The organism is Chitiniphilus purpureus (assembly GCF_025642115.1).
GTDB lineage: Bacteria > Pseudomonadota > Gammaproteobacteria > Burkholderiales > Chitinibacteraceae > Chitiniphilus > Chitiniphilus purpureus.
Genome location: NZ_CP106753.1, coordinates 2,646,080 through 2,671,519, shown reverse-complemented (window position 1 = coordinate 2,671,519; position 25,440 = coordinate 2,646,080). Strand labels below are relative to the sequence as shown.

The following is a 25,440-nucleotide window of genomic DNA, read 5'->3' as shown; positions in this document are numbered from 1 at the left end:
CGGCGGGTCAGGTCTGCAGCGCCTGCAGCAGCGCGCTTTCGAGCTGCCGGGTCGCGGTTTCATCCGCCAGCACGGCACCACTGATCAGGAAGTTGTCCTCGGCCCGCTCGCCCAACGTCATGATCTTGGCCGAATGGATATCGATGCGCTGCGCCGCCAGCACCCGGGCGATGGCGGACAACAGGCCGGTGCGATCGCCCGCGGTGATCGACAGGATGTGATAGCGACCGCGCTCGTCCGGACGGATCAGCACATGCGGCGTCACCGGGAAATGCCGCTGCTGCCGCGATACCCGCGCCTTGGCAGGTGGCGGCAGCGGGGTGTCCTGGGCGATGGCCTGCGCGAGCTCATACTCGACGAAGCCGGTCAGATCGCGGTAGCTGCCCACGCGCTCGTCGGGGATATACACATAGAAGCTGTCGAGCGCATAGCCGTGCCGCGTGGTATGCACATGGGCATCGAAGATGGTGTAGCCGGCGCGCTCGAAGAAGGCGCAGATGCGGGCGAACAGGTCGGGGGCGTCGCGCGTGTACACCAGCACCTGCAGCCCTTCGCCGGATTCGGACAGCCTGGCACGCGCCACCGGCGCCGGGGTATGCACCCGGCCGTAGAGCTGCCGGGTCTGCCAGGCGATCTCGCGGGCGTCGTGGCGCAGGAAATACACCGTATCGAGCTCGCGCCACAGGGCCTCGTGGGCATCCGGGCGCAACCCATAGAGCCGTAGCCGCCGCAGCGCCTCTTCCTTGCGCGCTTCCAGCCAGGAGTGTGTGTCAAGGTTGCGCTCGCGCAGATAGCGCAGCGTGGCGTGGTACAGATCCTCGAGCAGCTTGGCCTTCCAGGCGTTCCATACCTTGGGGCTGGTGCCGCGGATGTCGGCCACGGTCAGCAGGTACAGCGCGGTGAGCCGACGCGGTGTGCCGACCTTGGCGGCAAAGGCCGCCACCACTTCGGGGTCATAGACATCCTGCTTCTGCGCCACGTGCGACATCGTCAGGTGCTGGGCGACCAGCCAGGGCAGCAGCGCGGCATCCTCCGGTGCAAGCGGATGGCGCGTGCAGAAGCCTTCGGCGATCTGGGCGCCGAGGGCCGAATGATCGCCGCCGCGCCCCTTGCCGATATCGTGGAACAGCGCAGCAAGGTACAGCACCTCGGGCCGCTCGAACTCTTCGATCAGCCGCGAGCACAGCGGGTATTCATGGGTGAATGCCGGCACCGCGAAGCGGCGCATGTTGCGCACCACCATCAGCGTGTGCTCGTCCACCGTGTACACGTGGAAGAGATCGTGCTGCATCCGCCCCACGAGCTGGCCGAATTCCGGGATGTAGCGGCCGAGCACGCCGTACTGGTTCATCCGGCGCAGCGCGCGGGTCAGGCCGCGTGGCTCGCGGAACAACTGGACGAACAATGCCTGGTTGGCCGGATCGGCACGAAAACGTTCATCGATCAGCGGCCGGGCGTGCCACAGCGCGCGCAGCGTTTCCGGCGCAATGTCGGTGATCGCCCGTTCACGCTCGGTCAGCAGGAACAATTCCAGGATGGCCGACGGATTGCGCTGGAAGGTGTCCGGCGCGGCGATCTCCAATTGGCCGCCGCGCAGATTGAAGCGCGGGTTCAGCGCGACCAGCTCGGCGCCCACCTGCGAATAGATCCGGTTGCGCAGCGCCTGCACCAGCAGGGGCGTGAGCTGGCCAACCACCCGCGCGGCGCGGTAGTAGTGGGCCATCAGCTGCTCGCTGGCGCGGTTGAAATGGTCATCGGTGAAGCCGAAGTCCTGCGCCAGCCGGTTCTGGTGGTCGAACAGGATGCGGTCCTCCCGCCGCCGGGCGAGCCGGTGCAGCTGGATGCGGTAGGTGCGCAACACCCGCTCGGCGCGGCGCAGCTTGAGGCTTTCCTCTCCGGTCAGCAACCCTTGCGCGGCCAGCGCGCGCCAGTCACGCCCCAGGCCCAGCGCCGCTGCGATCCAGCCGACCAGATGCAGGTCGCGCAGCCCGCCCGGCGCTTCCTTGATATTGGGTTCGAGCTTGTAGGTGGCGTTCTGGAACTTGCCGTAGCGCGCCTGCTGCTCCAGCAGCTTGGCTTCGAAGAAATTCTTGGGATCGACGTGGCGCAGCACCGCGGCGAGGAAGTCGTCGAAGCGTGCACGGTCGCCGGCGACCCGGCGTGCCTCGATCAGTGCGGTCTGCACCGTGATGTCCTTTTCCGCCTCGGCCAGGCAGTCGGCAACGGTCCGCACCGCATGCCCGACCTCCAGACCGATGTCCCACAGCTCGCCGACCAGCACTTCCAGCTCTTCGAGCAAGGCCGGCGACGGGGTGTCGGGCAGCAGGATCAAAAGATCCACGTCGGAGAACGGATACAGCTCGCCGCGCCCGTAGCCGCCCACCGCCACCAGCAGTGTTTCGGCGGGAAAACGGTGGCGTCCCCACAGTTCCGCCAGCGTGCGGTCGGTCAGCCGCGCCAGCCGGCGCAGCAGCGGTGCCGACAGCCGTGGATCGCCGCAGGCCTGCATCAGTGCCTGCTTGGCCGAGACATGCGCTTCACGCAGCACTGCCAGCGAGCGCAGCGGGGCCTGTGCGGTGGTGGGGCCAGGGCTGCCGGGGTCCACGCCGTGCCGCCTCAGCGCCGTGCCGTCACGCTCATCCCAGCAGCCAGTGCGCCGGGCACGGCAGCGAACCGGCCGATTGCGTCAGCACTTCGTAGCCGGTCTCGGTGACCAGCACGGTATGTTCCCACTGCGCCGACAGCGAGCGGTCCTTGGTGACGATGGTCCAGCCGTCGGGCATGCCCTTGATCTCGCGGCGGCCGGCATTGATCATCGGCTCAATGGTGAAGATCATGCCCGGCTTGAGCTCGACCCCGCTGCCGGGCCGGCCGTAGTGCAGCACCTGCGGCTCCTCGTGGAACACTTGGCCGATGCCGTGGCCGCAGAACTCGCGCACCACCGAGTAGCCCGCCTTCTCGGCGTATCTCTGGATCGCGGCGCCGATGTCGCCCAGGTGCGCACCGGGGCGCACCTGCTCGATGCCGAGCCACATGCAGTCGAAGGTGACCTGGATCAGCCGCCGGGCGTGGCTGGCCGCTTCCCCGACGATGAACATCCGGCTGGTGTCGCCGTGGTAGCCATCCTTGATCACGGTGATGTCGATGTTGAGCACATCGCCGTTCCTGAGCGGCTTGTCGTTCGGGATGCCATGGCAGACCACCTGGTTCACCGACGTGCACAGCGAGGCCGGGTAGGGGGTGTGGCCGGGCGGGGTGTAGTTGAGCGTGGCCGGCACCGTGCCCTGCACGTTGACCATGTAGTCATGGCCCAGCCGGTTCAGCTCGGCGGTGGTCACCCCGGGCTTCACATACGGGGTGAGATAGTCGAGCACCTCGGAGGCGAGGCGGCCGGCAACGCGCATCCTGGCAATGTCTTCGGCAGTCTTGATGGTAATCGGCATGGGCGGGTCCAGAGTGCCTGGAAAGCACGGGGCTTTTGTCGGCGCAGCGGCAATGGATCGGTCTAGCGCTTGTTCGGTTCGGGGAGCACGATGTTGACTTCCAGCACTTCGAAGTCGTCCTTCTTGTCCAGGTGCACCTTGATGTCGTCCGGATTGATGGCCACGTACTTGGAAATCACCTCGACCAGCTCCTTCTGCAGCGCCGGCAGGTAGTCGGGTGCATCGCGTCCGGCGCGTTCATGCGCGAGGATGATCTGCAACCGTTCGCGTGCCACCGAGGCGCTCTTTTTCTTCTCTCCGAAGAAGTAACTCAGAATCGACATGCATCAACCTCCGAACAGCCGTTTCCAGAACGGCGTTTTCGGCGCCTCGATGAAGCGCAGTGGCTTGTCCTCGCCCAGAAAGCGGCCCACCACGTCCTTGTACGCTTCGGACACATCGGTGCCGGCCAGATGGATGGCCGGCGTACCGGCGTTGGACGCCTGCAGCACGGTCTCGGATTCCGGGATCACGCCGATCAGTGGGATGCGCAACAGATGCTGCACGTCGTCGAGCGAGAGCATCTCGCCCGAATCGACCCGCTTCGGCGAGTAGCGGGTGATCAGGAGATGGGTCTTGACCGTGCCGCCTTCCTCGGCCTTGCGCGACTTGGCGTCCAGGATGCCGATGATGCGGTCCGAGTCACGCACCGAACTGACTTCCGGATTGGTGACGATCAGCGCCTCGTCGGCGAAATAGGCGGCCATCAACGCGCCTGACTCGATGCCGGCCGGGCTGTCGCAGACGATGTAGTCGAAACCGTCGTGGATCAGCTCCTTGATCACGTTTTCCACGCCGTCGCGGGTGAGGGCTTCCTTGTCGCGGGTCTGCGAGGCGGGCAGGATGAACAGGTTGTCGCAGTGTTTGTCCTTGATCAGCGCCTGGCGCAGTGTGGCTTCGCCCTGGATCACATTGATCAGGTCATACACCACACGGCGCTCGCAACCCATGATGAGGTCAAGGTTGCGCAGGCCGACGTCGAAATCGATCACGGCGGTCTTGAAGCCGCGCAGCGCAAGGCCGGAGGCAAAGCTCGCGCTGGTGGTGGTCTTGCCCACGCCACCCTTGCCCGACGTTACGACGATGATTTTCGCCACTGTGTGCATCCTCTGGTTCTTCGATAATGCGGCGCTCCGCGATGGCGGGGCGCCAATGTTGGTGCGGTGCTAGCCGCCGAGCGCCTCGATCACCAGCTTGTCCTGGTCGAGCCGCACCTGCGCAGGTTTCGCCTTGAGCGATGCGGGCAGGCCCTCGTCCAGGGTCCGGTATACGCCGTTGATCGACACCAGCTCGGCTTCGAGGCAGGTGGTGAAGACACGCGCGCCGGCATCGCCGCGCGCACCGGCGAGCGCGCGGCCGCGCAGCGGGGCATAGACATGGATATTGCCGTCGGCGATCACCTCGGCACCCGCCGAGACCAGGGCCAACACCACCAGATCACCACCGCGCGCATAGACCTGCTGGCCGGTCCGTACCGGACGGTTCACCACCATGGCCGGCACCGGCCGCTCGGGTGTCCTGACGCTGGGCGGTATCGCTGGCGCCGTCTCGTTCGCAAGCACCACCAGCCCGGCGTCACGCGCCGCCGCCCGCTGTGCATCGTTGCCGCCACGCGCCGCGACCGCCTTGAGGCCGAACTGGCCGAGCAGGCGTATCAATGCGGTGATTTCGAGCGCGCTGGGCATGCTGGGCAGAGTGTCGAAGTCCACGATCAGCTGCTCGCCGCTCAGCATGTGTTCACCGTCGCCAAGCTTGGCGCGCAACGCGGCTTCCAGCTTCCCGCAATCGAGGGTGGCCGGCACGAACGACAGCAGTTTGAGTGATTGACTCTTGAAATCGAAGACGGCCGGCGTATCGGTGGGTGCGGGCATGACAAACGCGGGGCGGGTCGCAAAGGCGAGAGTTTAACGTCTGGTTCGGGCCTGTGAACAGGGTCCGGGCCGGCAAGGGCATCGCCACGGAGCGCACGGAAGGTCGGCGCGTCCCAGCAAGCGACGTGCCGCTGCGATGCAAGCCCGGCATTGCCTTCACGGCGTTTGATGCGGCGATGGCCGTTGCGCGGCCCAGCCGGGCCGCTCCGCCGCAGCGCCGCCTCAGTACACCCGCCGTACCAGACCGGTACGGTGCATGATGGTGGTGGCCAGTTCCTCGATCGACAGGGTGGTGGTGTTCAGATAAGGCACGCCCACGTGCCGCATCAGCGCTGCGGCTTCCTCGGTCTCGAACTGGCAGTTCTCCAGCGAGGAGTATTTGCTGCCCGGTTTGCGTTCCTGCCGGATCTGCGAGAGCCGCTCGGGGTCGATGGTCAAGCCGAAGAGCTTGTTGCGGTAGGGCAGCAGCAGCTTGGGCAGGGTATGGTTGCCGAAATCCTCGGGCGTGAGCGGGTAGTTGGCCGCCTTGATGCCGAATTGCAGCGCAAGGTACAGGCAGGTGGGCGTCTTGCCCGAGCGGGAGACGCCGATCAGGATCACGTCCGCTTCGGCCAGATCGCGTGGCATCACGCCGTCGTCATGGCTGAGCGAAAAATTCACGGCATCGATCCGGTTCTTGTATTCCTCGAAATTGGCGATGCCGTGTGATTTACCGACGGTATGCGACGACTTGCGGCCCAATTCCTGTTCCAGCGGCCCGATGAATGCCTCGAAGAAATTGAGCGTGAAGCCTTCTTCGAACTGGAATATCGCGCGCAGGTCATTGTCGATCATGGTGCAGAACACCAGCGGGCGGCATTGGTCGGTGATGGCCTGTTGCCGGATCTTCTCCACCGCCTCCAGGGCCTTTTCCCGGGTATCGACGAAGGGCAGGGTGATCCGGCGGAAATTGACGTCCTCGAATTGCGTCAACAGCGTGTGCCCCAGCATTTCCGACGTAAGGCCGGTGCGATCGGAGACGAAGAAGGCGGTGCGGGGCATGGTTCACTCCAGGTCGGGTTTGCACTGCACAAATTGCAGCAGCATAAAAGGCTGTCCGGGAACTGCCATTACGGAATATCCCCGACGCCGGCGTTTCAAATCTGCATGACCCAACAAATCGATCCCATGCGGGTTCCATGACGATTATTGATAGTGGATTACCCCACTAGGCGCATTGGCCTTAGTTCCTAGAATGGAATCGCATCTTTTGCAACGCACCAGAGGCCCGCGATGAACGCGACCCCAGCAGGTTATGTGATCGATCTTTCCCGGCTGCGCATGAGCGATGTGGAGCGCGTCGGCGGCAAGAACGCCTCGCTTGGCGAGATGATTTCCGAGCTGCACGCCAAGGGCGTGCGCGTACCGGGTGGCTTTGCCACGGCGGCCGAGGCGTATCGCGAATTCCTGGCCCACCAGGGGCTGGCGCAGCGTATCGATCAGCTGCTGGCCACGCTCGACGTGGACAACGTCAAGGCACTTGCCCAGGCAGGTGAGGCGATCCGCGCACAGATCCTTGCCACGCCGTTTCCGCCGGCACTGGAAGCCGCGATCCGCGCACATTACGCCGCGCTGGGCGACACAGTCACCGTGGCGGTGCGCTCGTCGGCCACCGCGGAGGATCTGCCCGATGCGTCATTCGCCGGGCAGCAGGAAACCTTCCTCAACATCGCCGGCATCGACAACGTGCTGCATGCGATCAAGGCGGTGTTCGCCTCGCTCTACAATGACCGCGCCATCGCCTATCGCGTGCACAAAGGGTTCGATCACAAGCTGGTGGCCCTGTCGGCCGGGGTACAGCGCATGGTGCGTTCCGATCTGGGGGCGGCCGGGGTGATGTTCTCGATGGATACCGAAACGGGCTTCGACCAGGTGGTGTTCGTCACCGCCTCGTATGGGCTCGGCGAAACCGTGGTGCAGGGTGCGGTCAACCCGGACGAGTTCTACGTGCACAAGCCCACGCTGCGCGCCGGCCGGCCGGCGATCGTGCGCAAGCACCTGGGCGCCAAGGCGCTGCAGATGGTGTTCGACAGCGAAGCCCGCGCCGGGCATTCGGTCAAGACAGTGACGGTGCCGTTCGAGCAGCGCCGCCAGTTCTCGATCAGCGACGCCGAGGTCGAGACGCTGGCACGCTACGCGCTGATCATCGAGGAGCACTATGGCCGGCCGATGGATATCGAATGGGGCCGCGATGGCGTGGACGGCGAGTTGTATATCCTGCAGGCGCGCCCCGAGACAGTGAAATCACAGGAGTCCAGCGCCGACAAGCTTTCGAAGTTCCGGCTCAAGGAAAAGGGCGAGGTGCGCACCAGTGGGCGGGCGATCGGGCAGCGGATAGGCCAGGGCAGGGTGCGGGTGATCCGCGACGTGTCGGAAATGGATCAGGTGGCCCCGGGCGACGTGCTGGTGTCCGACATGACCGATCCGGACTGGGAACCGGTGATGAAGCGTGCCGCCGCCATCGTCACCGACCGTGGCGGACGCACCTGCCACGCCGCGATCATCGCGCGCGAGCTGGGCATCCCCGCCGTGGTCGGCTGCGGCGACGCCACCCAGGTGCTGCGCGATGGCGATCTCGTGACCGTGAGCTGCGCCGAGGGCGATACCGGGCAGGTGTACGAAGGGCTGCTCGGCTTCGAGCGGCAGGACGTGGCGCTCGAACGCATGCCCACGCCGCCGGTGAAGCTGATGATGAATGTCGGCAATCCGGAGCTGGCGTTCGAGTTCTGCCAATTGCCCAATGACGGCGTGGGCCTGGCGCGGCTGGAGTTCATCATCAACCGCATGATCGGTGTGCACCCCAAGGCGCTGCTCGCTTATCCCAACCTGCCGGCCGAGCTCAAGGGCCAGGTCGAGGAGCGTATGGCGGGCTACCGCTCGGCCGTGGATTTCTATGTCGACAAGCTGGCCGAGGGCATCGCCACGCTGGCCGCCGCGTTCTGGCCCAAGAAGGTGATCGTGCGGCTGTCGGACTTCAAGTCGAACGAATACGCCAACCTGTTGGGCGGGCCGATGTACGAGCCGCACGAAGAGAACCCGATGATCGGCTTTCGCGGCGCCGCCCGCTATGTGGACGCGAGTTTTCGCGATTGCTTCGAACTGGAATGCCGCGCGATGAAGAAGGTGCGCGACGGCATGGGGCTGACCAACGTGGAGGTGATGATCCCATTCGTGCGCACGGTGCAGGAGGCGGCCGATGTCATCGCGTTGCTGGCCGGGAACGGGCTCAAGCGCGGCGAGAACGGCCTGCGCGTGATCATGATGTGCGAGATTCCCGCCAACGCGGTGCTGGCCGATGCCTTCCTGCAGCACTTCGACGGCTTTTCGATCGGCTCCAACGACATGACCCAGCTGACGCTGGGCATCGACCGTGACTCGGGCGGCCCGGTGGCGGTCAACTTCGACGAGCGCAACGCGGCGGTCAAGGCCATGCTGTCGATGGCGATCAAGGCGTGCCGTGCCCAGGGCAAGTACGTGGGCATCTGCGGCCAGGGGCCGAGCGACCATCCGGACTTCGCGCAATGGCTGGTCGAGGAGGGCATAGAGACGATCTCGCTCAACCCCGATACAGTGGTCGAGACCTGGCTTTATCTTTCCGGACAACGCTAGGCCACCCGGGATCGCACGCGCCCACCACCCGGCAGCAGGATGGTGGGCGTGCGCCATTGGCAACGGTGCCGCGGCGGCGGTGCCGGCTGCTATCGCAGCGAGCGGCCTTTCCTTTAGAATCGCTGGTTTGCATCTCTTGCCCATCCTCGCCGAGCGCTCATGAAATCCGCCGAGATCCGCCAGAAATTCCTCGACTTCTTCGCTTCCAAAGGGCATCAGGTCGTCGCCTCCAGCCCGCTGGTCCCCGCCAATGACCCGACCATCATGTTCACGGTGGCTGGCATGGTGCAGTTCAAGGACTGCTTCCTTGGCAAGGAGAAGCGCAGCTATACCCGCGCGGCCACCAGCCAGAAGTGCCTGCGCGCAGGCGGCAAGCACAACGACCTGGAAAACGTCGGCTATACCGCGCGGCATCACACCTTCTTCGAGATGCTGGGCAACTTCAGCTTCGGTGACTATTTCAAGCGCGATGCCATCGCCTACGCCTGGGAATTCCTGACGAGTCCCGCCTGGCTGGCCATCCCCGCCGAAAAGTTGATGGTCACCGTCTACGCCAGCGACGATGAGGCGTACGACATCTGGCATACCGTGGTCGGTTTGCCTGCCGAACGGATCGTGCGCATCGGCGACAACAAGGGCGCGCCGTACGCGTCCGACAATTTCTGGACCATGGGCGACACCGGCCCATGCGGCCCCTGCACCGAGATCTTCTATGACCACGGCCCGTCGGTGGCCGGCGGCCCGCCCGGATCGCCCGACGAAGACGGCGATCGCTACATGGAGATCTGGAACAACGTGTTCATGCAGTTCAACCGGGACGAGAGCGGCACGCTGCATGACCTGCCCCGCCCCTCCGTCGATACCGGCATGGGACTGGAACGCATCTCCACTGTGTTGCAGGGTGTCAAATCCAATTACGAGACCGACATCCTCGCCGCACTCGTCAAGGCGGCTGCACGCGAGACCGGGGTCGCCTACAGCCAGGATCAGCCATCGCTGAAGGTGGTGGCCGATCATATCCGCGCCTGTGCCTTCCTCGTCGCCGACGGTGTGCTGCCCTCCAACGAAGGCCGCGGCTACGTGCTGCGTCGCATCATCCGTCGCGCGGTGCGCCACGGCTACAAGCTGGGCCAGAAGGGCCTCTTTTTCCATAAGCTGGTGGCGGATCTGGCCGGCGTGATGGGCGATGCGTACCCGCAACTGGTCGACGGCCGGCAACGCATCACCGACGCGCTCAAGGCCGAGGAAGAGCAGTTCGCCCGCACGCTCGACATCGGGATGGCACTCCTGGAGAAGTCGCTCGAAGGTGGCAAGACCACGCTCGATGGCAAGACCGCCTTCACGTTGCACAGCACCTACGGCTTTCCGATCGATCTCACCGCCGACATCTGCCGTGAGCGCAACCTGGCGCTGGACATGGCCGGCTACGAGCGCGAGCTTGCCGCCGAGCAGGAACGCGGCCGCGCCGCCGGCAGCTTCAAGATGACCGCCGGTCTGGCGTATGACGGCGAGGCATCGTGCTTCCACGGCTATAGCGAAACCAGCCACGACGCCACGGTGATCGCCCTTTACAAGGGCAACGAGCAGGTGGCACAGCTGGCGGCGGGCGATGACGGCGTGGTGGTGCTGGATCACACCCCGTTCTACGCCGAGTCGGGCGGACAGGTGGGCGATGTGGGCGAGATCTCCGCGCTGGGCGGACTCGATGCGCTGTTCGATGTGACCGACACGCAGAAGGTGAAGTCCGACGTGTTCGGCCACCAGGGGCGTCTGGCGCGTGGCGCGCTCAAGGTGGGCGACGCCGTCACTGCCACCATCGATCTGCACAAGCGTCATGCCACCCAGCGCAACCACAGCGCCACCCACCTGCTGCATGCCGCGTTGCGTGAGGTGCTGGGCAAGCACGTGGAGCAGAAGGGCTCACTGGTGAACGCCGAACGCACCCGCTTCGACTTCAGTCATCCCAAGGCGCTCACGGCCGAGGAGATCGCGAGGATCGAATCGCTGGTCAACCATGTGATCATGGCCAACCACCCGGTGGACGTGGCGCACATGAGCTACGACGACGCGATCAAGGCCGGCGCGATGGCGCTGTTCGGCGAGAAGTACGGCGACGAAGTGCGTGTGCTGAAGATGGGCGCATTCTCCACCGAACTGTGCGGCGGCACCCATGTGGGTCGTACCGGCGACATCGGCCTCTTCAAGATCATCGCCGAGGGCGGGGTCGCCGCCGGCATTCGCCGGATCGAGGCCACCACCGGCGAAGGTGCGCTGGCCGTGGTGCAGGCCCAGGAGGCACAGCTCAAGGCCGCGGCCGAGCTGGCCCAGGCGCAGCCGGGTGAGCTGCTGGGCAAGCTGGAGAAGCTGCAGGCCGAACTGAAGGCCACACTCAAGGAAGTGGCGGGTCTGAGAAGTCAGCTGGCGTTGGGCCAGGTGGACACGCTGCTGGCCAAGGCCGCCGAAATCAATGGCATCCGTGTGCTGGTGACGGAATTGGACGGCATGGATGGGGGCGCGCTGCGTGAGCTGTCGGACAAGCTGATGGACAAGCTCGGCGACGGCATCGCGCTGCTGGCGGGCGCCAGCGACGGCAAGGCGGCCATCGTCGCGCGTGTCGGCAAGGCGCTCACCGGCAAGGTCAAGGCCGGCGAGCTTGCCAACCATGTCGCAAGCCAGGTGGGCGGCAAGGGGGGAGGGCGGCCGGACATGGCACAGGCAGGGGGAACGCAGCCGGAGAACCTGCCCGCCGCGCTGGCCTCGGTTCCGTCCTGGCTTGCCTCCAGGCTCTGACCCGGCCCCGTGCGACAAAGCCGGCCCATAGGCCGGCTTTGTCCATCCTGCTTTGCGCGCAGCGGCGGTTGGCGGATTACAACGCGGCGGCGATCTGGGCGCGCATACGCTCGATGACGGTGCGGTAGTCGGGCTCACCGAAGATGGCCGAGCCCGCGACGAAGGTATCGACGCCAGCCGCGGCCATCGGGCCGATGTTGTCAACCTTGACGCCACCGTCGATCTCAAGCGCGATGCGACGCCCGCTGCGTTCAGCGTAGGCGTCGAGCCGAGCGCGCGCGGCGCGGGCCTTCTCCAGCATCGCCGGGATGAACGCCTGCCCGCCAAAGCCGGGGTTCACCGACATCAGCAGCACCATGTCGACCTTGTCCAGCACGTAGTCCAGGTGATCGAGCGGCGTGGCGGGGTTGAACACCAGCCCCGCCTGGCAGCCCTGGTCGCGGATCAGGCCGAGCGTGCGGTCCACATGCTCGGATGCTTCGGGATGGAAGGTGATGATATCGGCGCCGGCCTTGGCGAAGTCGGGGATGATGCGATCCACCGGCTTGACCATCAGGTGCACGTCGATCGGGACGGTGGCATAAGGCTTGATCGCTGCGCACACCAGCGGGCCGATGGTCAGATTGGGCACGTAGTGGTTGTCCATCACATCGAAATGGATCAGGTCCGCGCCGGCGGCGATCACCTTCCCGACCTCCTCGCCCAGTCGGGCGAAATCGGCGGAAAGGATGCTGGGGGCGATGCGATGTATCGGCATGGGCGCTCCGGTTGCAAGGGGAATCGCCCGATTGTAGCCGCACTCTTGCGGCGATGCCGCGCATCGCCTGCTAAGATTGCGCAGACGCAAACGGGATATCTGCCATGCAAAGTGAAGATGAGAACAACAAGTACTGTGTGCAAGTAGCGCCGCGCGCGATGTATGTGGCCGAGCAATCGGACGAGGAAAGCAATCGCTACGTATTCGCCTACCACATCACCATCACCAACACCGGCAATGTCACTGTGCAGCTGGTATCGCGCCACTGGGTGATCCGCGATATGGAGGACAAGGTGCAGGAGGTGCGCGGCCTGGGTGTGATCGGTGAGCAGCCGGTGCTGGAGCCGGGCCAGTCATTCGAGTACATGAGCGGCGCCACCCTCGAAACCCCGGTCGGCACCATGCATGGCAGCTATCAGATGCGCGCGGTGGACGGCACCGAATTCGAAACGCCCATCCCCGAGTTCGTCCTCTCGATCCCACGCATCCTGCACTGAGCCACCGGCCGGCCTGGCAATTGCCGCGCCGATAGCCGTCCGACTTGCAATGCGGCCCTCCCGGCCGCATTTGTGTTCGATCCCTTTCCGGACTCCTCCCATGGCCGATGCCCCTGCCGCTGCCCGGCGCAACGACTGGCGCACCCTGCGCACGCTGTTTCCCTATCTGTGGCGATACAAGAACCGTGTGCTGCTGGCGCTGGGGCTGCTGATCACCGCCAAGTTCGCCAACGTGGCGGTGCCCATCGTGCTCAAGGACATTGTCGACGCCCTGGACGGCACGCAGGCGCTGGTGCTGCCGCTGGCGCTGGTCGTGGCGTACGGCGCGCTGCGCATGTCGTCGTCGGTGCTGGGTGAACTGCGCGACGCGGTGTTCGCCAAGGTTGCGCAAGGGGCGATCCGCAAGGTGGCGTTGGAGGTGTTCGAGCATCTGCATGCGTTGAGCCTGCGTTTTCATCTGGCACGGCAGACCGGGGGCATGAGCCGCGACATCGATCGGGGCACCAAGGGCATTTCGTTCCTGCTCAACTTCATGCTGTTCAACATCCTGCCGACACTGGTCGAGATCGTCCTGGTCGCCCTCATCCTGCTGCAACGGTACGAGTGGTACTTTGCCGCCATCACCTTTGCCACCATCGTGATCTACATCGTGTTCACGCTGGGGGTGACCGAGTGGCGCATGACGTTCAGGCGGCAGATGAACGACATGGAGTCGCATGCCAACACCAAGGCGGTCGACAGCCTGCTCAACTACGAGACGGTGAAGTATTTCGGCAACGAACGCTGGGAGGCGGAGCGCTTTGACGCCAGCATGGCGCGTTTTGAGAGCGCGGCGGTCAAGAACCAGGTGTCGCTGTCGCTGCTGAACGCGGGGCAGGCGGTGATCATCGCGCTGGGCGTGACCGCGCTGGTGGGGCTTGCCGCCCATGCGGTGGTGCAAGGGCGCATGACACTCGGCGATCTGGTGCTGGTCAATGCATTCCTGCTGCAGCTCTATGCCCCGCTCAACTTCCTGGGCTTTGTCTACCGCGAGATCAAGCATTCGCTTGCGGACATGGAACGCATGTTCGCCCTGTTGCACCAGCATGCCGAGGTCAAGGACACACCCGGCGCGCAGACGCTGCAGGCCAGTCGGGCCGCGGTGGCTTTTGAAAACGTGGACTTTGGATACGATCGCAACCGGCAGATCCTGCACGACGTCAGCTTCACCCTTCCCGCCGGGCGCACCCTGGCGGTGGTCGGTGCCAGCGGCGCCGGCAAATCGACGCTGTCGCGGCTGTTGTTCCGCTTCTACGATGTGTGGTCCGGCCGGATCACGATCAATGGCACCGATCTGCGCGAGCTGTCGCAGGAAAGCCTGCGCGCACATCTGGGCATCGTGCCGCAGGATACCGTGCTCTTCAACGACACCATCTACTACAACATTGCCTATGGTCACCCGGATGCCACCCGCGACGAAGTGATCGAGGCGGCGAAGTCGGCACATATCTACGACTTCATCATGCGCCTGCCGGATGGCTTCGATACCACGGTGGGCGAACGCGGCCTGAAGCTGTCCGGCGGCGAGAAGCAGCGGGTGGCGATTGCGCGCACCATCCTCAAGAACCCGCCGATCCTGATCTTCGACGAAGCCACCAGCGCGCTCGACTCAAAGACCGAAAAGGCCATCCAGGCCGAACTGCGCGAGATCTCCGCCAATCGCACCACCCTCATCATCGCGCACCGGCTCTCCACGGTGGCCGATGCCGACGAGATCATCGTCATGGATGGGGGGCGCGTGGTGGAACGCGGCAACCATCGCACCCTGCTGGCGCAGGATGGCGCCTATGCGCGACTGTGGGCGCTGCAGGCGCACGAGCACGCCGGCGATGCCGCCCAGCCCGAGGCGGCCGACGCGCGCGATTGATCCCGCCACTGCTGCTGCCGGTTCCGCAATGTGACAAAAGCCGGACCGGAAAGCCGCAGGCAGGGGAACATTGCGTCACTCCCGGGCTCTCCAATCCCTTTGGATAGACCGGTGCTGGCCGGCAGGAACTGCGTGTGCGCAGGCGGCAACGGCCAAGGGGATGCCATGCAACTGGATCGTCGTGATTGGGAATGGGTGCTGACCTGCTTCGGAACCGCCGTGGGGGCAGGCATCCTGTATCTGCCCATCCGGGCGGGCCTTGGCGGGATCTGGCCGGTGCTGATCCTGACCCTGGTGATCTTTCCGGTCACCTATCTTGCACACCGTGGCATTACCCGTATCGTGGCCTCGGCCCCCTTCGCCACCGACATCGTCGGTGCGGTGACGCATGACCTGGGTCGGGGCGCCGGGTTTGCAGTGTCGACGCTGTATTTCCTGTCCATCGTCACCATCTGCGTCGGCTACGCGACCGGCATCACCAATATCGTTTCGTCCTTTCTGGAAAACCAGCTCGGCCTTGCCGGTTTTTCGCGGCCCTGGCTCACTTTCCTGTTGCTCGTCGGCCTGACGCTGGTAGTGATGGGCGGGGAGCGATTGATGATCACAGTGACGTCGGCCATGTCGTTTCCGCTGATCTTCCTGCTTGCCGGGCTGTCGTTGTACATGGTGCCTTACTGGAACACTGCAGTGCTGGCCCAGCCCTTCGTACCGGGCGAGGTGCTCAAGCACCTGTTCCTGCTGTTTCCGGTGCTGGTGTTTGCAATGAATTTCTCACCCGTATGCTCGACGCTGGGCGCAAGCTACCGCGCCGACTACGACGCCGACGAGGCGGTGCGTCGCACTGACGGCGTCATCAGATGGACCTCGATGATTCTGCTGCTGTTCGTCATGCTGTTCGTGTTCTCGATGGCGCTGTCGGCATCGCCCGCGATGTTGCAGCAGGCGCAGGCTGGCAACGTCGACGTGCTGACCATGCTGTCGCTTCATATCGAGCAGCCGCTGCTGCGCTATCTGATTCCGCTGATCGCCTTCCTGGCCATTGCCAGCTCCTACTTCGGCCATTTCGTCGGCACCCGGGAAGGCCTGGTCGGCCTCATCGCCCGGCTGTGGACCTGGAACGACCCTGCGGGAGAGGCCAGCCTGGACAAGGCGCGGCTGAGCCGTGGGGTCACCGTGGTGATGATCTTCGGTCTGTGGCTGCTTGCGGTGTACAACCCACCCATTCTCAAGATCATGGCTGCGCTGTCCGCGCCCATCATCGCCATCTATGCGTATCTGATGCCCGTGGTGCTGATGCGGCGGGTACCGCGTCTGGCCATCTACCGCTCACGATTGGGGGCGTTCGTGTTTGTGATGGGGATGGCTGCCATCGTCGGCGATCTGCTGGGCTCCTACCTGTAGTGACGGTGGCCATGCTGGCGGCACGGTGCCGAACAAACGGCTATAACGGCAGACAGCCTCTCTGATTTACGGTAGATTCGCCGTGTCTTTTATCGATCCCAGGAGTAACGGGGCCGGCTTGCCGTCCCCGCGTATGAGTCAACCCCGATCTTGGCGCTTGACCGCCTTTCATCCTCATCCATCCGATTCCTCCCACGCCTGCCCGGCCTTTGCGCCGATGGCGCTCCCTCCTTCCATGGCACCTTGCCGCATGCTGCAACGCCAGCAGCCACGAATGGAGGTTGCGCCATGGAAGTCCTGATCCTGCTCGGCCTGATCCTGCTCAATGGCCTGTTCGCGATGTCCGAGATCGCACTGGTGACGGCGCGGCGCGCGCGTCTGGCCAAATTGGCCGAGAACGGCGATGTGTCCGCCGCGGCGGCGATCAAACTGGGTGAGGACCCGACGCGGTTCCTGTCCACCATCCAGATCGGCATCACCTCGATCGGCGTGCTTTCGGGCATCATGGGCGAAGCCGCCCTCGCCGCACCCTTCGCCGACTGGCTCGAAACGCTTGGCGTATCACAGCAGGTGAGCGACAACGGCGCCACCATCATCGTGGTGGCCGTGGTCACCTATTGCTCGATCGTGCTCGGAGAGTTGGTGCCCAAGCGCATCGGCCAGATCAACCCCGAAGCCATCGCCCGCCTGGTATCGCGCCCGATGGAAGGGTTGGCGTTCCTGGCGCGCCCCTTTGTGATACTGCTGTCGATCTCGACCCAGACCTTGCTGCGGCTGCTGGGCGTCAAGCATGCGACCGGTCCTTCGGTCACTGAGGACGAGATCCACGCGATGCTGGAGGAAGGCTCCGAAGCCGGGGTGATCGAGCAGAACGAGCATGCGCTGCTGCGCAATGTGTTCCGGCTGGACGACCGCCAGATCGCCTCGCTGATGATTCCACGCTCGGACATGATCTATCTGGACCTGGAGGACGAGCCCGCGGTGAATCTGGCCAAGGTGGCCGAGGCGGACTATACCCGCTTCCCGGTCAGCCGCGGCGGCCTCTCCAACGTGCTTGGCATCGTCAGCGCCAAGGATCTCTTGCGGCAGACATTCGCCGGCAAGGAGATCGATCTTGCCCATACGCCGCTCCGGCCGGCGGTGTTCGTGCCGGAGACGTTGACCGGCATGGAGCTTCTGGAACAGATCCGCGCTTCGGGCGTGGAGATGATCTTCGTGGTCGACGAATACGGCGAGGTGCAAGGCCTCGTGACCCTGCAGGATGTGCTCGAAGTGATCACCGGCGAATTCATGCCGCACGACACCGAGAATGCGTGGGCGGTGGAACGTGAGGACGGCTCATTGCTGCTCGACGGCTTGATCCCCATCCCGGAGCTGAAGGACAAGCTCGAACTGGCGCAGGTGCCCGAAGAAGACAAGGGACGCTATCACACGCTGTCGGGCATGATGATGCTGCTCTTGGGGCGGCTGCCCCATACCGCCGACATCGCCACCTGGGAAAACTGGCGCTTGGAGGTGGTGGACATGGATGGCAAACGCATCGACAAGGTGCTGGCCACCCGCATCGTGCTGAGCAGCGATGAACCTACCGCGGATGAGCCGGTCACAGGGGGCTAGAACGGCAGGCCGGCCTGCAACGGTGCGGCCTCACCGGCTTGCGGTGCCTTGCGTGCCGCATTCCACCCCCAATATGAGAACAGCAAACGAGAGCTTGTCATGAAACGGGTACTGCTATTTCTTGCCACCAACCTTGCGGTCATGCTGGTCCTCAGCGTGGTCGCCCACCTGCTCGGTGTGAACCGCTATCTGACCGCCAATGGCCTGAACCTGGGCGCATTGCTGGTCCTCGCGGCCCTGTTCGGGTTTGGCGGGGCCTTCATCTCGCTGATGCTCTCCAAGGTGATGGCCAAGTGGAGCACCGGGGCCCATGTGATCACCCAGCCGCGCGACGCGACCGAGCGCTGGCTGGTCGATACCGTGGCCCGGTTGGCGCAGCGGGCCGGTGTCGCCATGCCTGAGGTGGCGATCTATGAAGGTGCGCCCAATGCGTTCGCCACCGGCCCCAGCAGGAACAATTCGTTGGTGGCAGTATCGACCGGCCTGCTGCAGTCGATGAACAAGGAGGAAGTCGAGGCCGTGCTCGCGCACGAGGTCGCGCACGTGGCCAACGGCGATATGGTGACACTGACGCTGATCCAGGGCGTGGTGAATACCTTTGTCTTCTTCCTGGCGCGCGTGGTGGGGTATCTGGTGGATTCCTTCCTCAAGCGCAACGATGACAACGCCCAGGCTGGCAGCGGCATCGGCTTCTTTGTCACGGTGATTGTCTGTGAGATTGTTTTTGGTGTTCTCGCCAGCATCATCGTCGCCTTCTTCTCGCGTCACCGCGAATACCGGGCGGACGAGGGTGCAAGCAAGCTGATGGGCACGCCGCGCCCGATGATTGCCGCACTGCAGCGGCTTGGCAGCCTGCAAGGCGGTGCCTTGCCTGCCAACATGGCTGCTTCGGGCATCACCGGCGGTGCCCGTGGCCTGATGGCATTGTTTGCAAGCCACCCCAGCATTGCCGAGCGGATTGCTGCCTTGCAGACCCGGGCAGCATGAATGGGGCAGGGCGCTGTTGGAGACTGGGCAGCGCCATGATCCGCAATTGCAGCACGGCCCTAGGCAAAGCGGTCAAAGCCGCTTAGAATGCGGGTTCCGCGGGCGTCGTATAATGGTAATACCCTAGCTTCCCAAGCTAGAGCCGTGGGTTCGATTCCCATCGCCCGCTCCAGTCTGCTAAAAACCGGTCTGACCATCAGGCCGGTTTTTTATTGCCCGCTGCAGCCTATTGTGAGGTACAGGGTCAATAGTGCGGTGAATCCAAGCCCACCGGGCTTTGCAAAACAGCCCATGTGCCAATCACAACCCCGTTGGACAGACCGCTGTCCGTTCTGGCGAAAGTCCATGCAGTACGATCTCATCATCTTCGATTTTGACGGCACACTGGCCGATTCGTTTTCGTTTTTCATCCGCCATGTCAATCTGTTGGCCGATCAATACCATTTCAGAAGAATCGCGCTTTCCGAGCTTGAGCTTATTCGAGATATGCATGCAGGTGCATTGATACAGCATCTGCAATTACCTTTATGGAAGGTGCCTCTGGTCGCGCGGGCATTCAAGCGCTTGATGGCACAGCATATCGAGCAGATAACGCCTTTCGAAGAAATTGCTCAAATCTTGCTTGAATTGCATGAAAATGGAGTCAGGCTGGCATTGCTCACCTCCAATTCACGCAGCAATGTTGCCCAGGTATTGGGCGCGCCGATATTGGCCTGTTTCGATCATCTGCAGTGCAATAGCGCCCTGTTCGGCAAGCGGGCCAAGTTGCGTCGCATCCTGCGCGACAGCGGTGTGGCTCCTGGGAAGGCCTTGTTCATCGGCGACGAAATCCGCGATCTGGAAGCCGCAGGACGCGAAGGCGTGGCTTCTGGTGCTGTCGCCTGGGGATACACGTCGGCCGACGCATTGCAACATGCCAAGCCCCATCATTTTTTCAAGCAGGTGGCGGATCTGCGTGGTTTGATCGGCCCGGCCTGGATACGTTGAGCACGGCTCACATCGGATTGTGGCAGACCCGTATACCCCTGCAGAGCTGGTAGCGCACGACGCGGGTGAAGGAATTCAACCATTGCGGAAAGCGGCGGGATAAGACGGCGAAAGAAACAGCGGCTGCAGCAAGCCGAGCAATGCCTACAGTGGAATTGGCCTGATTCCTACAGCTGTGCACCTCACTTGATCCTACGATACATGGGCAAGGTTTGGATGGAGATGCAACATGTTCAAGTGGGCGCTCATTTTCTTTGTGATTTCCGTCGTGGCAGGGATACTCGGGTTTACCGGTGTTGCATCCGGAGCGGCGGCGATTGCCAAGGTGCTGTTCTTCGTGGCACTGGCACTGTTTGTGCTGTTTCTGCTGCTTGGTCTTACGGTATTTAAGAAAATCACCAAATAATGCCGTACATCCGGTAAATATTTTTTCATCAAATAGGACTTGAAAGATCGACCTTTCAACCGTACCTTACAAGCAAGGCGGCCGCCGATCTGCATCAATGGCTGCTGTTTGATTGCAGGAAAAAGTAATCCATGATTGAAGGTCTGACCCATCCCTCGCAGCTATTCATCTCGGAAGAGGAAACGTGGCGCTCATTGCGTGCGGCGGATGAACGCCATACCAATGAGCTGATCGAGCGCAATCGCGCCAAGCGCGAGTTGCATGAGGAATTCAAGCGCTTGGCTGAGTTGCGGGGTTATACCGTCGAGCAACTGGCCGAAGTGTTGGGGCAAGAGCAGTAGGCATCGCTGCCCATCCCCTCCGGGCGCGTCACACGTACCCGTACTGGCGGCATTCGTGCCGTTTGCCCTAGGCATGGCGCAAGGCGTTCTTGGCGACGCCAGATCAACTCCCCGGATGCTCGTCTTCCGATCCGCCCCACGATGGGCCTGCGAGTGCGTTCTTGTCCACCCGGTTTCCCGGCCGGACAATCGACCAGGCTGCCCCGATCAGGGGTAGGACAAGTGCCAGTGCATCACCAACGCCTGTGCTTCAGTGAGTGACGCCACGATGGGAATGCCCATGGCCAGCGTTTCGGCCGAGGGCGGCTTCAGATCCGGCACCATGATGACCCGGCATCCCGCTGCATGCGCGGCAGCCACGCCAAAATTGGAATCCTCGAAGACCACACATTCGTGCGGTTTCACTCCCAGCAGATCCGCTGCTTTCAGATAGATATCCGGCGCCGGCTTGGGGTGGTCGATTTCGTCGCCGCATACAGTATGGGCAAAGCGTGGCAGCAAACCTGCTGCGGCAAGATGATGCTCAGCGATATTGCGCCGGGTCGAAGTGGCCACGCCCTTGGGCAGGCCGGCGTCTTCCAGCCATTGCAGCAGTTCCAGCAAGCCTGCCTTGCACGGGATCGGCATTTCGGTGGCGCGCAGATAGCGCTGATGGGTTGCGTCGATCAGACGCTGTCCCGGGAAATGCGCCCCATACAACGCCACCAGATAATCCAGCACCTTACTCGAATGCATGCCAACCATGCCAAGCGCGTCGACGTGCGTAAAGCCCAGTTCCAGTTCAACCGCTGCCGCCAGCCAACATTCGGCGGCAATGCGTTCAGTGTCAAGCATCAGGCCATCCATGTCGAAGATGGCGGCGCGTATAGGCAAAGCAGCAGTCATGAGGGTGGGGGTCCGGGTAAAATCGAAGTCTACCCGACCTGTTTGACCGCCTGCCATGTCCAAGTCCCCCAGACACGCCACGTGCCCTTGCGATCTTGCTGAATCCTATGCGGCATGCTGCGGCCGTTATCACCAGGGCGCGCTGCCTCCGGATGCACTGGCATTGATGCGCTCGCGCTATTCCGCCTATGTGCTCGGCCTTGAGGATTATCTGCTGACGACCTGGCATCCACGTACCCGCCCTGAACGCCTGGGGTTGGCGGACGACGCGCCGGTCAAATGGCTGGAGCTGTCGGTGAGTCGGTTCGAGCCGGGGGACGAACAGGCAAAGGTCGCCTTCATTGCTCGATACAAGGTGGGTGGCCGTGCCTTCCGGCTGCAGGAGACCAGTCGTTTTCTGAACAGTGAAGGGCGCTGGTTCTACCTGGACGGCGATCTATCCAGCGCCTGACACCGGATGGCGTGCTCCAGAGCGGCCATCAGGGCTGGCTTGGCAGGGTGCGCTCACTAGATTTTCCCTCGTCTTGCAACAGCGTCATACGCGCTTGGCCTGCAATACCCACCCACCATTGCGGGAAATCCCTGATCCCGTTTCTAAGCATATGGCTTGACAGCAGAGGGCACATGCCGCTAATTTTCAAACGAACGTTTGAAATATGTTCTTGTCTACTACATAAATAATACCCGCCTTGCCACGGTGAGCGGGGCTTCCCTGGAGAGAACACCATGGCGGAGACGGCCAAGGCGCAGGAGACTGCCGGGCGCATCCTGGATGCGGCAGAAGTCCTGTTCGTCGAGCATGGCTTCGACGGCACGTCGATGCGCATGATCACCCAGTCGGCCGGCGTGAACATCGCTTCGGTGAACTACTACTTCGGCTCCAAGGATGGGTTGCTCAAGGCAGTGTTCGAGCGGCGGGCTGAACCGTTCGCCCGGCTGACACTAGCCCGACTATCGGAACTGGAGCAGCACAGCCCCGATCCGACTGCGCGACAGATCGCCGAGGCCTTCGTCAATGCTGCGGCACAGATGGGGCGCGATGCAGGTCTTGGGGGACTGCTGTTCGTACGCTTGCTCGGTCGCACCTTCGTCGAGCCGCATCCCATTCTCAAGGAAAGCATGCCACGCCGTTACGGTGAAGTGACTCGCCGCTACACGGCGGCCTTCAGACGCGCGCTGCCGCACCTGCCCGAGCTGGAAGTGCACTGGCGCTTCCATTTCCTGACCAGCGCGATGTTCAACGCTTTCGCAGGCAACAATGTGTTGCGCCTGTTCATGGATCAGCCGCAGGTCAACGCCCGCGACCCGCAACTGGTGGCGCGCATGCTGCTGCCGTTCATCGAAGCCGGCCTGAACGCGCCGGCTGCGCAATAATCCCAAGGAGCCTCTCATCATGACCGTGCTGATCTGTGTGGCGATCGCCGTCGTCGCGTTGCTCGCCCTGGCCTACTGGCGCGCGCCGCTGTGGCTGTCTTCGCTGTTGCTGCTGGCCGGGACCGCCTACCTGGTGCTGGGCCGGGGAGTGCATTGGGGTTGGGCCGTCACCGTGCTGGCGCTGCTGGCCGTACTCAATGTCAAACCGCTGCGCCGCGCGTTTCTGACCGGCCCGTTGTTCCAGGTATTCAAGAAGATCACGCCGCCGATGTCGCAGACCGAGCAGGAGGCGGTGGATGCCGGCACCGTGTGGTGGGACCGTGACCTTTTCTCCGGCAAGCCCGATTTCGACAAGCTGCATCATTTTCCTGCCCCCCGCCTTTCGGCCGAGGAGCAAGCGTTCCTGGATGGGCCTACCGAAGCGTTGTGCGCGATGCTGGACGACTGGCAGATCACCCAGGAGCGCAAGGATCTGCCGCCCGAGGTATGGCAGTTCATCAAGGAACAGGGCTTCCTGGGGATGATCATCAAGAAGGAGTACGGTGGGCTGGCGTTCTCCAACCATGCCCATGCCCGGGTGGTGACCAAGATCGCCACCCGCTCGGGTACCGCCGCGGTGACGGTGATGGTGCCCAATTCACTCGGCCCCGGCGAACTGTTGCAGCACTACGGCACCGAGGAGCAGAAGAACTACTACCTGCCGCGCCTTGCCAAGGGTGTCGAGATCCCGTGTTTTGCGTTGACGAGCCCGGAGGCCGGCTCCGACGCCGGCGGCATTCCCGACTTTGGGGTGGTGGCCCGTGGCAGCTACACCGATCCGCGCACCGGCGTGTTGCATGAAAACGTGCTCGGCATCAGGTTGTCGTGGGAAAAGCGCTACATCACGCTGGGCCCGGTGGCCACCATCCTGGGCCTCGCGTTCAAGCTCTACGATCCGGAACACCTGCTGGGCAAAGTGGACGAGATCGGCATCACCTGTGCACTGATCCCGACCGATCACCAGGGCGTACAGATCGGCCGGCGCCACTATCCGGGCAGCGCGGTGTTCATGAACGGCCCGAACTGGGGCAAGGATGTGTTCATCCCGCTGGAGTGGGTGATCGGCGGCGCAAGCTATGTCGGGCAGGGGTGGCGCATGTTGGTTGAATGCCTGTCGGTCGGCCGCTGCATCTCGCTGCCGGCGATGTCGGTGGCCTCCGGCAAGCTGGCGGCCTACACCACCGGTGCCTATGCCCGCATCCGTAACCAGTTCGGGCTTGCCATCGGCCGCTTTGAAGGTGTGGATGAGGCGCTCGCCCGTATCGGCGGCCATGCCTACCAGATGGATGCCGCACAGCGCCTGGCGCTGATCGGCCTGGACATGGGCGAGAAGCCGTCGGTGCTCTCCGGCATCCTGAAGTATCACAATACCGAGCGTATGCGTCAGGTCATCAACGATGCCATGGACGTGCACGCCGGCAAGGCGGTCTGCGTCGGGCCACGCAACTATCTGGCCTCGGGTTATGGCGCCATTCCGGTGGCAATCACGGTGGAAGGCGCCAACATCCTGACCCGCTCGATGATCATCTTCGGCCAGGGTGCGATCCGCTGCCATCCGTTCGTGCTCAAGGAAATGCGCGCGGCCATGGCCGACGATGCGGCCGCGTTCGACGAGGCGGTGATCGGCCATGTGGGATTTGTGATCTCCAACCTGGCGCGGGCCCTGGTGATGGGCCTGACGGGTGCACGGCTGGTGACCGCACCCAAATCCGGCCCGACTGCGCAGAACTACCGCGACATCGTGCGTCTGTCCTCCGCCTTCGCCTTTCTGGCCGATATGGGCATGGCCACCTTGGGCGGCAGCCTGAAGTTCCGTGAGAAGCTCTCGGCGCGGCTGGGCGACATGCTGTCCAACCTGTACATCGCCACTGCCGCCCTCAAGAAGTTCCACGACGACGGTGAACCGCGTGAAGACCGGCCATTCGTGCGCTGGGCGGTCGAGACCGCGCTGTACGACTGTCAGGAAGCAATGAACGGCTTTCTCAACAATCACCCCAGCCGCGTCCTTGCCTGGGGCATGCGTTGGATCGTGTTCCCGCTGGGCATGAGCCTGCGGGGCCCGGCCGATCGGGTCGGAACCCGTATCGCACGCGCATTGATGGAGCCGACGCCTGCCCGGGCGCGGCTGATCGAATACATGTACCTGCCCAAGGATGCCGCTGACCCGGTCGGGGTGCTCGAGCACGCGCTGCATGCGGTGATCGAGACCGAAGGGCTGGAAAGCAAGCTGCGGCGTGCGCAACGCGAGGGGCAGCTCAAGGCCATCACCGCGCGCGAGCGGTTGCTGGAGGCGCGCGGCAAGGGCCTGATCAGCGATGCGGAGTTCGCGGCGGTGGAGCGCGCGCGGCAGCTGAAACGCGAAGTGATCATGGTCGACGACTTCGACCAGGCATTGGCACACCCTGATCCGCAGGCGGTACGCCGTGTCGTGATCTAGGCTGGCGAGTGATCG

21 protein-coding genes and 1 tRNA gene are annotated in these 25,440 nt (G+C 63.6%); 14 read left to right on the top strand and 8 right to left on the bottom strand.

What is annotated here, in order from left to right:
- Positions 1 to 7 precede the first annotated feature (7 nt).
- The 6 genes from N8I74_RS12415 to ppsR form a co-directional block, all read right to left on the bottom strand.
- Positions 8 to 2,605: a [protein-PII] uridylyltransferase gene (locus tag N8I74_RS12415; protein WP_263123422.1), complete on the bottom strand. Its 2,598-nt coding sequence runs from the start codon at positions 2,603 to 2,605 to the stop codon at positions 8 to 10.
- A gap of 31 nt (positions 2,606 to 2,636) precedes the next feature.
- Positions 2,637 to 3,443, bottom strand: coding sequence for a type I methionyl aminopeptidase (gene map / locus N8I74_RS12410; protein ID WP_263123421.1), 807 nt, complete (start codon positions 3,441 to 3,443; stop codon positions 2,637 to 2,639).
- Positions 3,444 to 3,505: 62 nt separating this feature from the next.
- Positions 3,506 to 3,766: a cell division topological specificity factor MinE gene (gene minE, locus N8I74_RS12405; protein ID WP_263123420.1), complete on the bottom strand. Its 261-nt coding sequence runs from the start codon at positions 3,764 to 3,766 to the stop codon at positions 3,506 to 3,508.
- A 3-nt stretch (positions 3,767 to 3,769) separates the two neighbouring features.
- Complete coding sequence (minD, locus tag N8I74_RS12400; RefSeq protein ID WP_263123419.1) at positions 3,770 to 4,579, bottom strand: septum site-determining protein MinD; 810 nt, start codon at positions 4,577 to 4,579, stop codon at positions 3,770 to 3,772.
- Between the two features lie 69 nt (positions 4,580 to 4,648).
- On the bottom strand, positions 4,649 to 5,353 hold the full coding sequence (gene minC, locus N8I74_RS12395) for a septum site-determining protein MinC (RefSeq protein WP_263123418.1): 705 nt from the start codon (positions 5,351 to 5,353) through the stop codon (positions 4,649 to 4,651).
- Positions 5,354 to 5,575: 222 nt separating this feature from the next.
- Positions 5,576 to 6,394 carry a posphoenolpyruvate synthetase regulatory kinase/phosphorylase PpsR gene (gene ppsR / locus N8I74_RS12390; RefSeq protein ID WP_263123417.1) on the bottom strand — a complete coding sequence of 273 codons (819 nt, stop codon included), beginning with the start codon at positions 6,392 to 6,394 and terminating at the stop codon, positions 5,576 to 5,578.
- Between the two features lie 231 nt (positions 6,395 to 6,625).
- On the opposite strand from ppsR, the gene ppsA reads away from it, so the two are divergent.
- Both ppsA and alaS read left to right on the top strand, forming a co-directional pair.
- The gene (ppsA, locus tag N8I74_RS12385; protein WP_263123416.1) at positions 6,626 to 9,001 is read left to right on the top strand and encodes a phosphoenolpyruvate synthase; all 2,376 of its coding nucleotides are present in this window, start codon (positions 6,626 to 6,628) and stop codon (positions 8,999 to 9,001) included.
- A 159-nt stretch (positions 9,002 to 9,160) separates the two neighbouring features.
- Positions 9,161 to 11,791, top strand: coding sequence for an alanine--tRNA ligase (alaS, locus tag N8I74_RS12380; protein WP_263123415.1), 2,631 nt, complete (start codon positions 9,161 to 9,163; stop codon positions 11,789 to 11,791).
- A 76-nt stretch (positions 11,792 to 11,867) separates the two neighbouring features.
- Here the strand turns inward: alaS and rpe are convergent, their stop codons facing one another.
- Positions 11,868 to 12,548, bottom strand: coding sequence for a ribulose-phosphate 3-epimerase (rpe, locus tag N8I74_RS12375; protein ID WP_263123414.1), 681 nt, complete (start codon positions 12,546 to 12,548; stop codon positions 11,868 to 11,870).
- A 104-nt stretch (positions 12,549 to 12,652) separates the two neighbouring features.
- On the opposite strand from rpe, the gene apaG reads away from it, so the two are divergent.
- From apaG to N8I74_RS12330, 9 genes are all read left to right on the top strand, one after another.
- Positions 12,653 to 13,045, top strand: coding sequence for a Co2+/Mg2+ efflux protein ApaG (apaG, locus tag N8I74_RS12370; RefSeq protein WP_263123413.1), 393 nt, complete (start codon positions 12,653 to 12,655; stop codon positions 13,043 to 13,045).
- Positions 13,046 to 13,145: 100 nt separating this feature from the next.
- Positions 13,146 to 14,951, top strand: coding sequence for an ABCB family ABC transporter ATP-binding protein/permease (locus N8I74_RS12365; protein ID WP_263123412.1), 1,806 nt, complete (start codon positions 13,146 to 13,148; stop codon positions 14,949 to 14,951).
- 165 nt (positions 14,952 to 15,116) lie between these two features.
- A complete protein-coding gene (locus N8I74_RS12360; protein ID WP_263123411.1) occupies positions 15,117 to 16,352 on the top strand; it encodes an amino acid permease in 1,236 nt (411 codons plus the stop codon).
- 288 nt (positions 16,353 to 16,640) lie between these two features.
- Complete coding sequence (locus N8I74_RS12355) at positions 16,641 to 17,969, top strand: hemolysin family protein (RefSeq protein ID WP_263123410.1); 1,329 nt, start codon at positions 16,641 to 16,643, stop codon at positions 17,967 to 17,969.
- A 99-nt stretch (positions 17,970 to 18,068) separates the two neighbouring features.
- Entirely contained in the window at positions 18,069 to 18,956 is an 888-nt protein-coding gene (gene htpX, locus N8I74_RS12350; protein ID WP_263123409.1) for a protease HtpX, read from the top strand.
- A gap of 98 nt (positions 18,957 to 19,054) precedes the next feature.
- A tRNA-Gly gene (locus N8I74_RS12345) sits at positions 19,055 to 19,128 on the top strand.
- Between the two features lie 173 nt (positions 19,129 to 19,301).
- Complete coding sequence (locus N8I74_RS12340; protein WP_263123408.1) at positions 19,302 to 19,943, top strand: HAD hydrolase-like protein; 642 nt, start codon at positions 19,302 to 19,304, stop codon at positions 19,941 to 19,943.
- Positions 19,944 to 20,172: 229 nt separating this feature from the next.
- On the top strand, positions 20,173 to 20,349 hold the full coding sequence (locus N8I74_RS12335; protein ID WP_263123407.1) for a DUF1328 domain-containing protein: 177 nt from the start codon (positions 20,173 to 20,175) through the stop codon (positions 20,347 to 20,349).
- Between the two features lie 131 nt (positions 20,350 to 20,480).
- Entirely contained in the window at positions 20,481 to 20,690 is a 210-nt protein-coding gene (locus N8I74_RS12330; protein ID WP_263123406.1) for a hypothetical protein, read from the top strand.
- 207 nt (positions 20,691 to 20,897) lie between these two features.
- On the opposite strand, the gene N8I74_RS12325 is transcribed toward N8I74_RS12330, so the two are convergent.
- The gene (locus tag N8I74_RS12325) at positions 20,898 to 21,632 is read right to left on the bottom strand and encodes an HAD family hydrolase (protein ID WP_263123405.1); all 735 of its coding nucleotides are present in this window, start codon (positions 21,630 to 21,632) and stop codon (positions 20,898 to 20,900) included.
- 109 nt (positions 21,633 to 21,741) lie between these two features.
- On the opposite strand from N8I74_RS12325, the gene N8I74_RS12320 reads away from it, so the two are divergent.
- From N8I74_RS12320 to N8I74_RS12310, 3 genes are all read left to right on the top strand, one after another.
- On the top strand, positions 21,742 to 22,026 hold the full coding sequence (locus N8I74_RS12320) for a YchJ family protein (protein WP_333783007.1): 285 nt from the start codon (positions 21,742 to 21,744) through the stop codon (positions 22,024 to 22,026).
- A gap of 275 nt (positions 22,027 to 22,301) precedes the next feature.
- Positions 22,302 to 22,949 (top strand): TetR/AcrR family transcriptional regulator, encoded by a 648-nt coding sequence (locus N8I74_RS12315; protein WP_263123403.1) that lies wholly within the window; start codon positions 22,302 to 22,304, stop codon positions 22,947 to 22,949.
- Positions 22,950 to 22,968: 19 nt separating this feature from the next.
- Entirely contained in the window at positions 22,969 to 25,425 is a 2,457-nt protein-coding gene (locus N8I74_RS12310) for an acyl-CoA dehydrogenase (protein ID WP_263123402.1), read from the top strand.
- Positions 25,426 to 25,440 lie beyond the last annotated feature (15 nt).

Excerpts from the sequence above, each read along its gene's own strand:
- map (WP_263123421.1), bottom strand. The coding sequence starts at position 3,443 with ATGCCGATTACCATCAAGACTGCCGAAGACATTGCCAGGATGCGCGTT.
- minE (WP_263123420.1), bottom strand. The coding sequence starts at position 3,766 with ATGTCGATTCTGAGTTACTTCTTCGGAGAGAAGAAAAAGAGCGCCTCG.
- minC (WP_263123418.1), bottom strand. The coding sequence starts at position 5,353 with ATGCCCGCACCCACCGATACGCCGGCCGTCTTCGATTTCAAGAGTCAA.
- ppsR (WP_263123417.1), bottom strand. The coding sequence starts at position 6,394 with ATGCCCCGCACCGCCTTCTTCGTCTCCGATCGCACCGGCCTTACGTCG.
- ppsA (WP_263123416.1), top strand. The coding sequence starts at position 6,626 with ATGAACGCGACCCCAGCAGGTTATGTGATCGATCTTTCCCGGCTGCGC.
- alaS (WP_263123415.1), top strand. The coding sequence starts at position 9,161 with ATGAAATCCGCCGAGATCCGCCAGAAATTCCTCGACTTCTTCGCTTCC.
- rpe (WP_263123414.1), bottom strand. The coding sequence starts at position 12,548 with ATGCCGATACATCGCATCGCCCCCAGCATCCTTTCCGCCGATTTCGCC.
- apaG (WP_263123413.1), top strand. The coding sequence starts at position 12,653 with ATGCAAAGTGAAGATGAGAACAACAAGTACTGTGTGCAAGTAGCGCCG.
- N8I74_RS12365 (WP_263123412.1), top strand. The coding sequence starts at position 13,146 with ATGGCCGATGCCCCTGCCGCTGCCCGGCGCAACGACTGGCGCACCCTG.
- N8I74_RS12360 (WP_263123411.1), top strand. The coding sequence starts at position 15,117 with ATGCAACTGGATCGTCGTGATTGGGAATGGGTGCTGACCTGCTTCGGA.
- N8I74_RS12355 (WP_263123410.1), top strand. The coding sequence starts at position 16,641 with ATGGAAGTCCTGATCCTGCTCGGCCTGATCCTGCTCAATGGCCTGTTC.
- htpX (WP_263123409.1), top strand. The coding sequence starts at position 18,069 with ATGAAACGGGTACTGCTATTTCTTGCCACCAACCTTGCGGTCATGCTG.
- N8I74_RS12340 (WP_263123408.1), top strand. The coding sequence starts at position 19,302 with ATGCAGTACGATCTCATCATCTTCGATTTTGACGGCACACTGGCCGAT.
- N8I74_RS12335 (WP_263123407.1), top strand. The coding sequence starts at position 20,173 with ATGTTCAAGTGGGCGCTCATTTTCTTTGTGATTTCCGTCGTGGCAGGG.
- N8I74_RS12330 (WP_263123406.1), top strand. The coding sequence starts at position 20,481 with ATGATTGAAGGTCTGACCCATCCCTCGCAGCTATTCATCTCGGAAGAG.
- N8I74_RS12325 (WP_263123405.1), bottom strand. The coding sequence starts at position 21,632 with ATGGCAGGCGGTCAAACAGGTCGGGTAGACTTCGATTTTACCCGGACC.
- N8I74_RS12320 (WP_333783007.1), top strand. The coding sequence starts at position 21,742 with ATGCGCTCGCGCTATTCCGCCTATGTGCTCGGCCTTGAGGATTATCTG.
- N8I74_RS12315 (WP_263123403.1), top strand. The coding sequence starts at position 22,302 with ATGGCGGAGACGGCCAAGGCGCAGGAGACTGCCGGGCGCATCCTGGAT.
- N8I74_RS12310 (WP_263123402.1), top strand. The coding sequence starts at position 22,969 with ATGACCGTGCTGATCTGTGTGGCGATCGCCGTCGTCGCGTTGCTCGCC.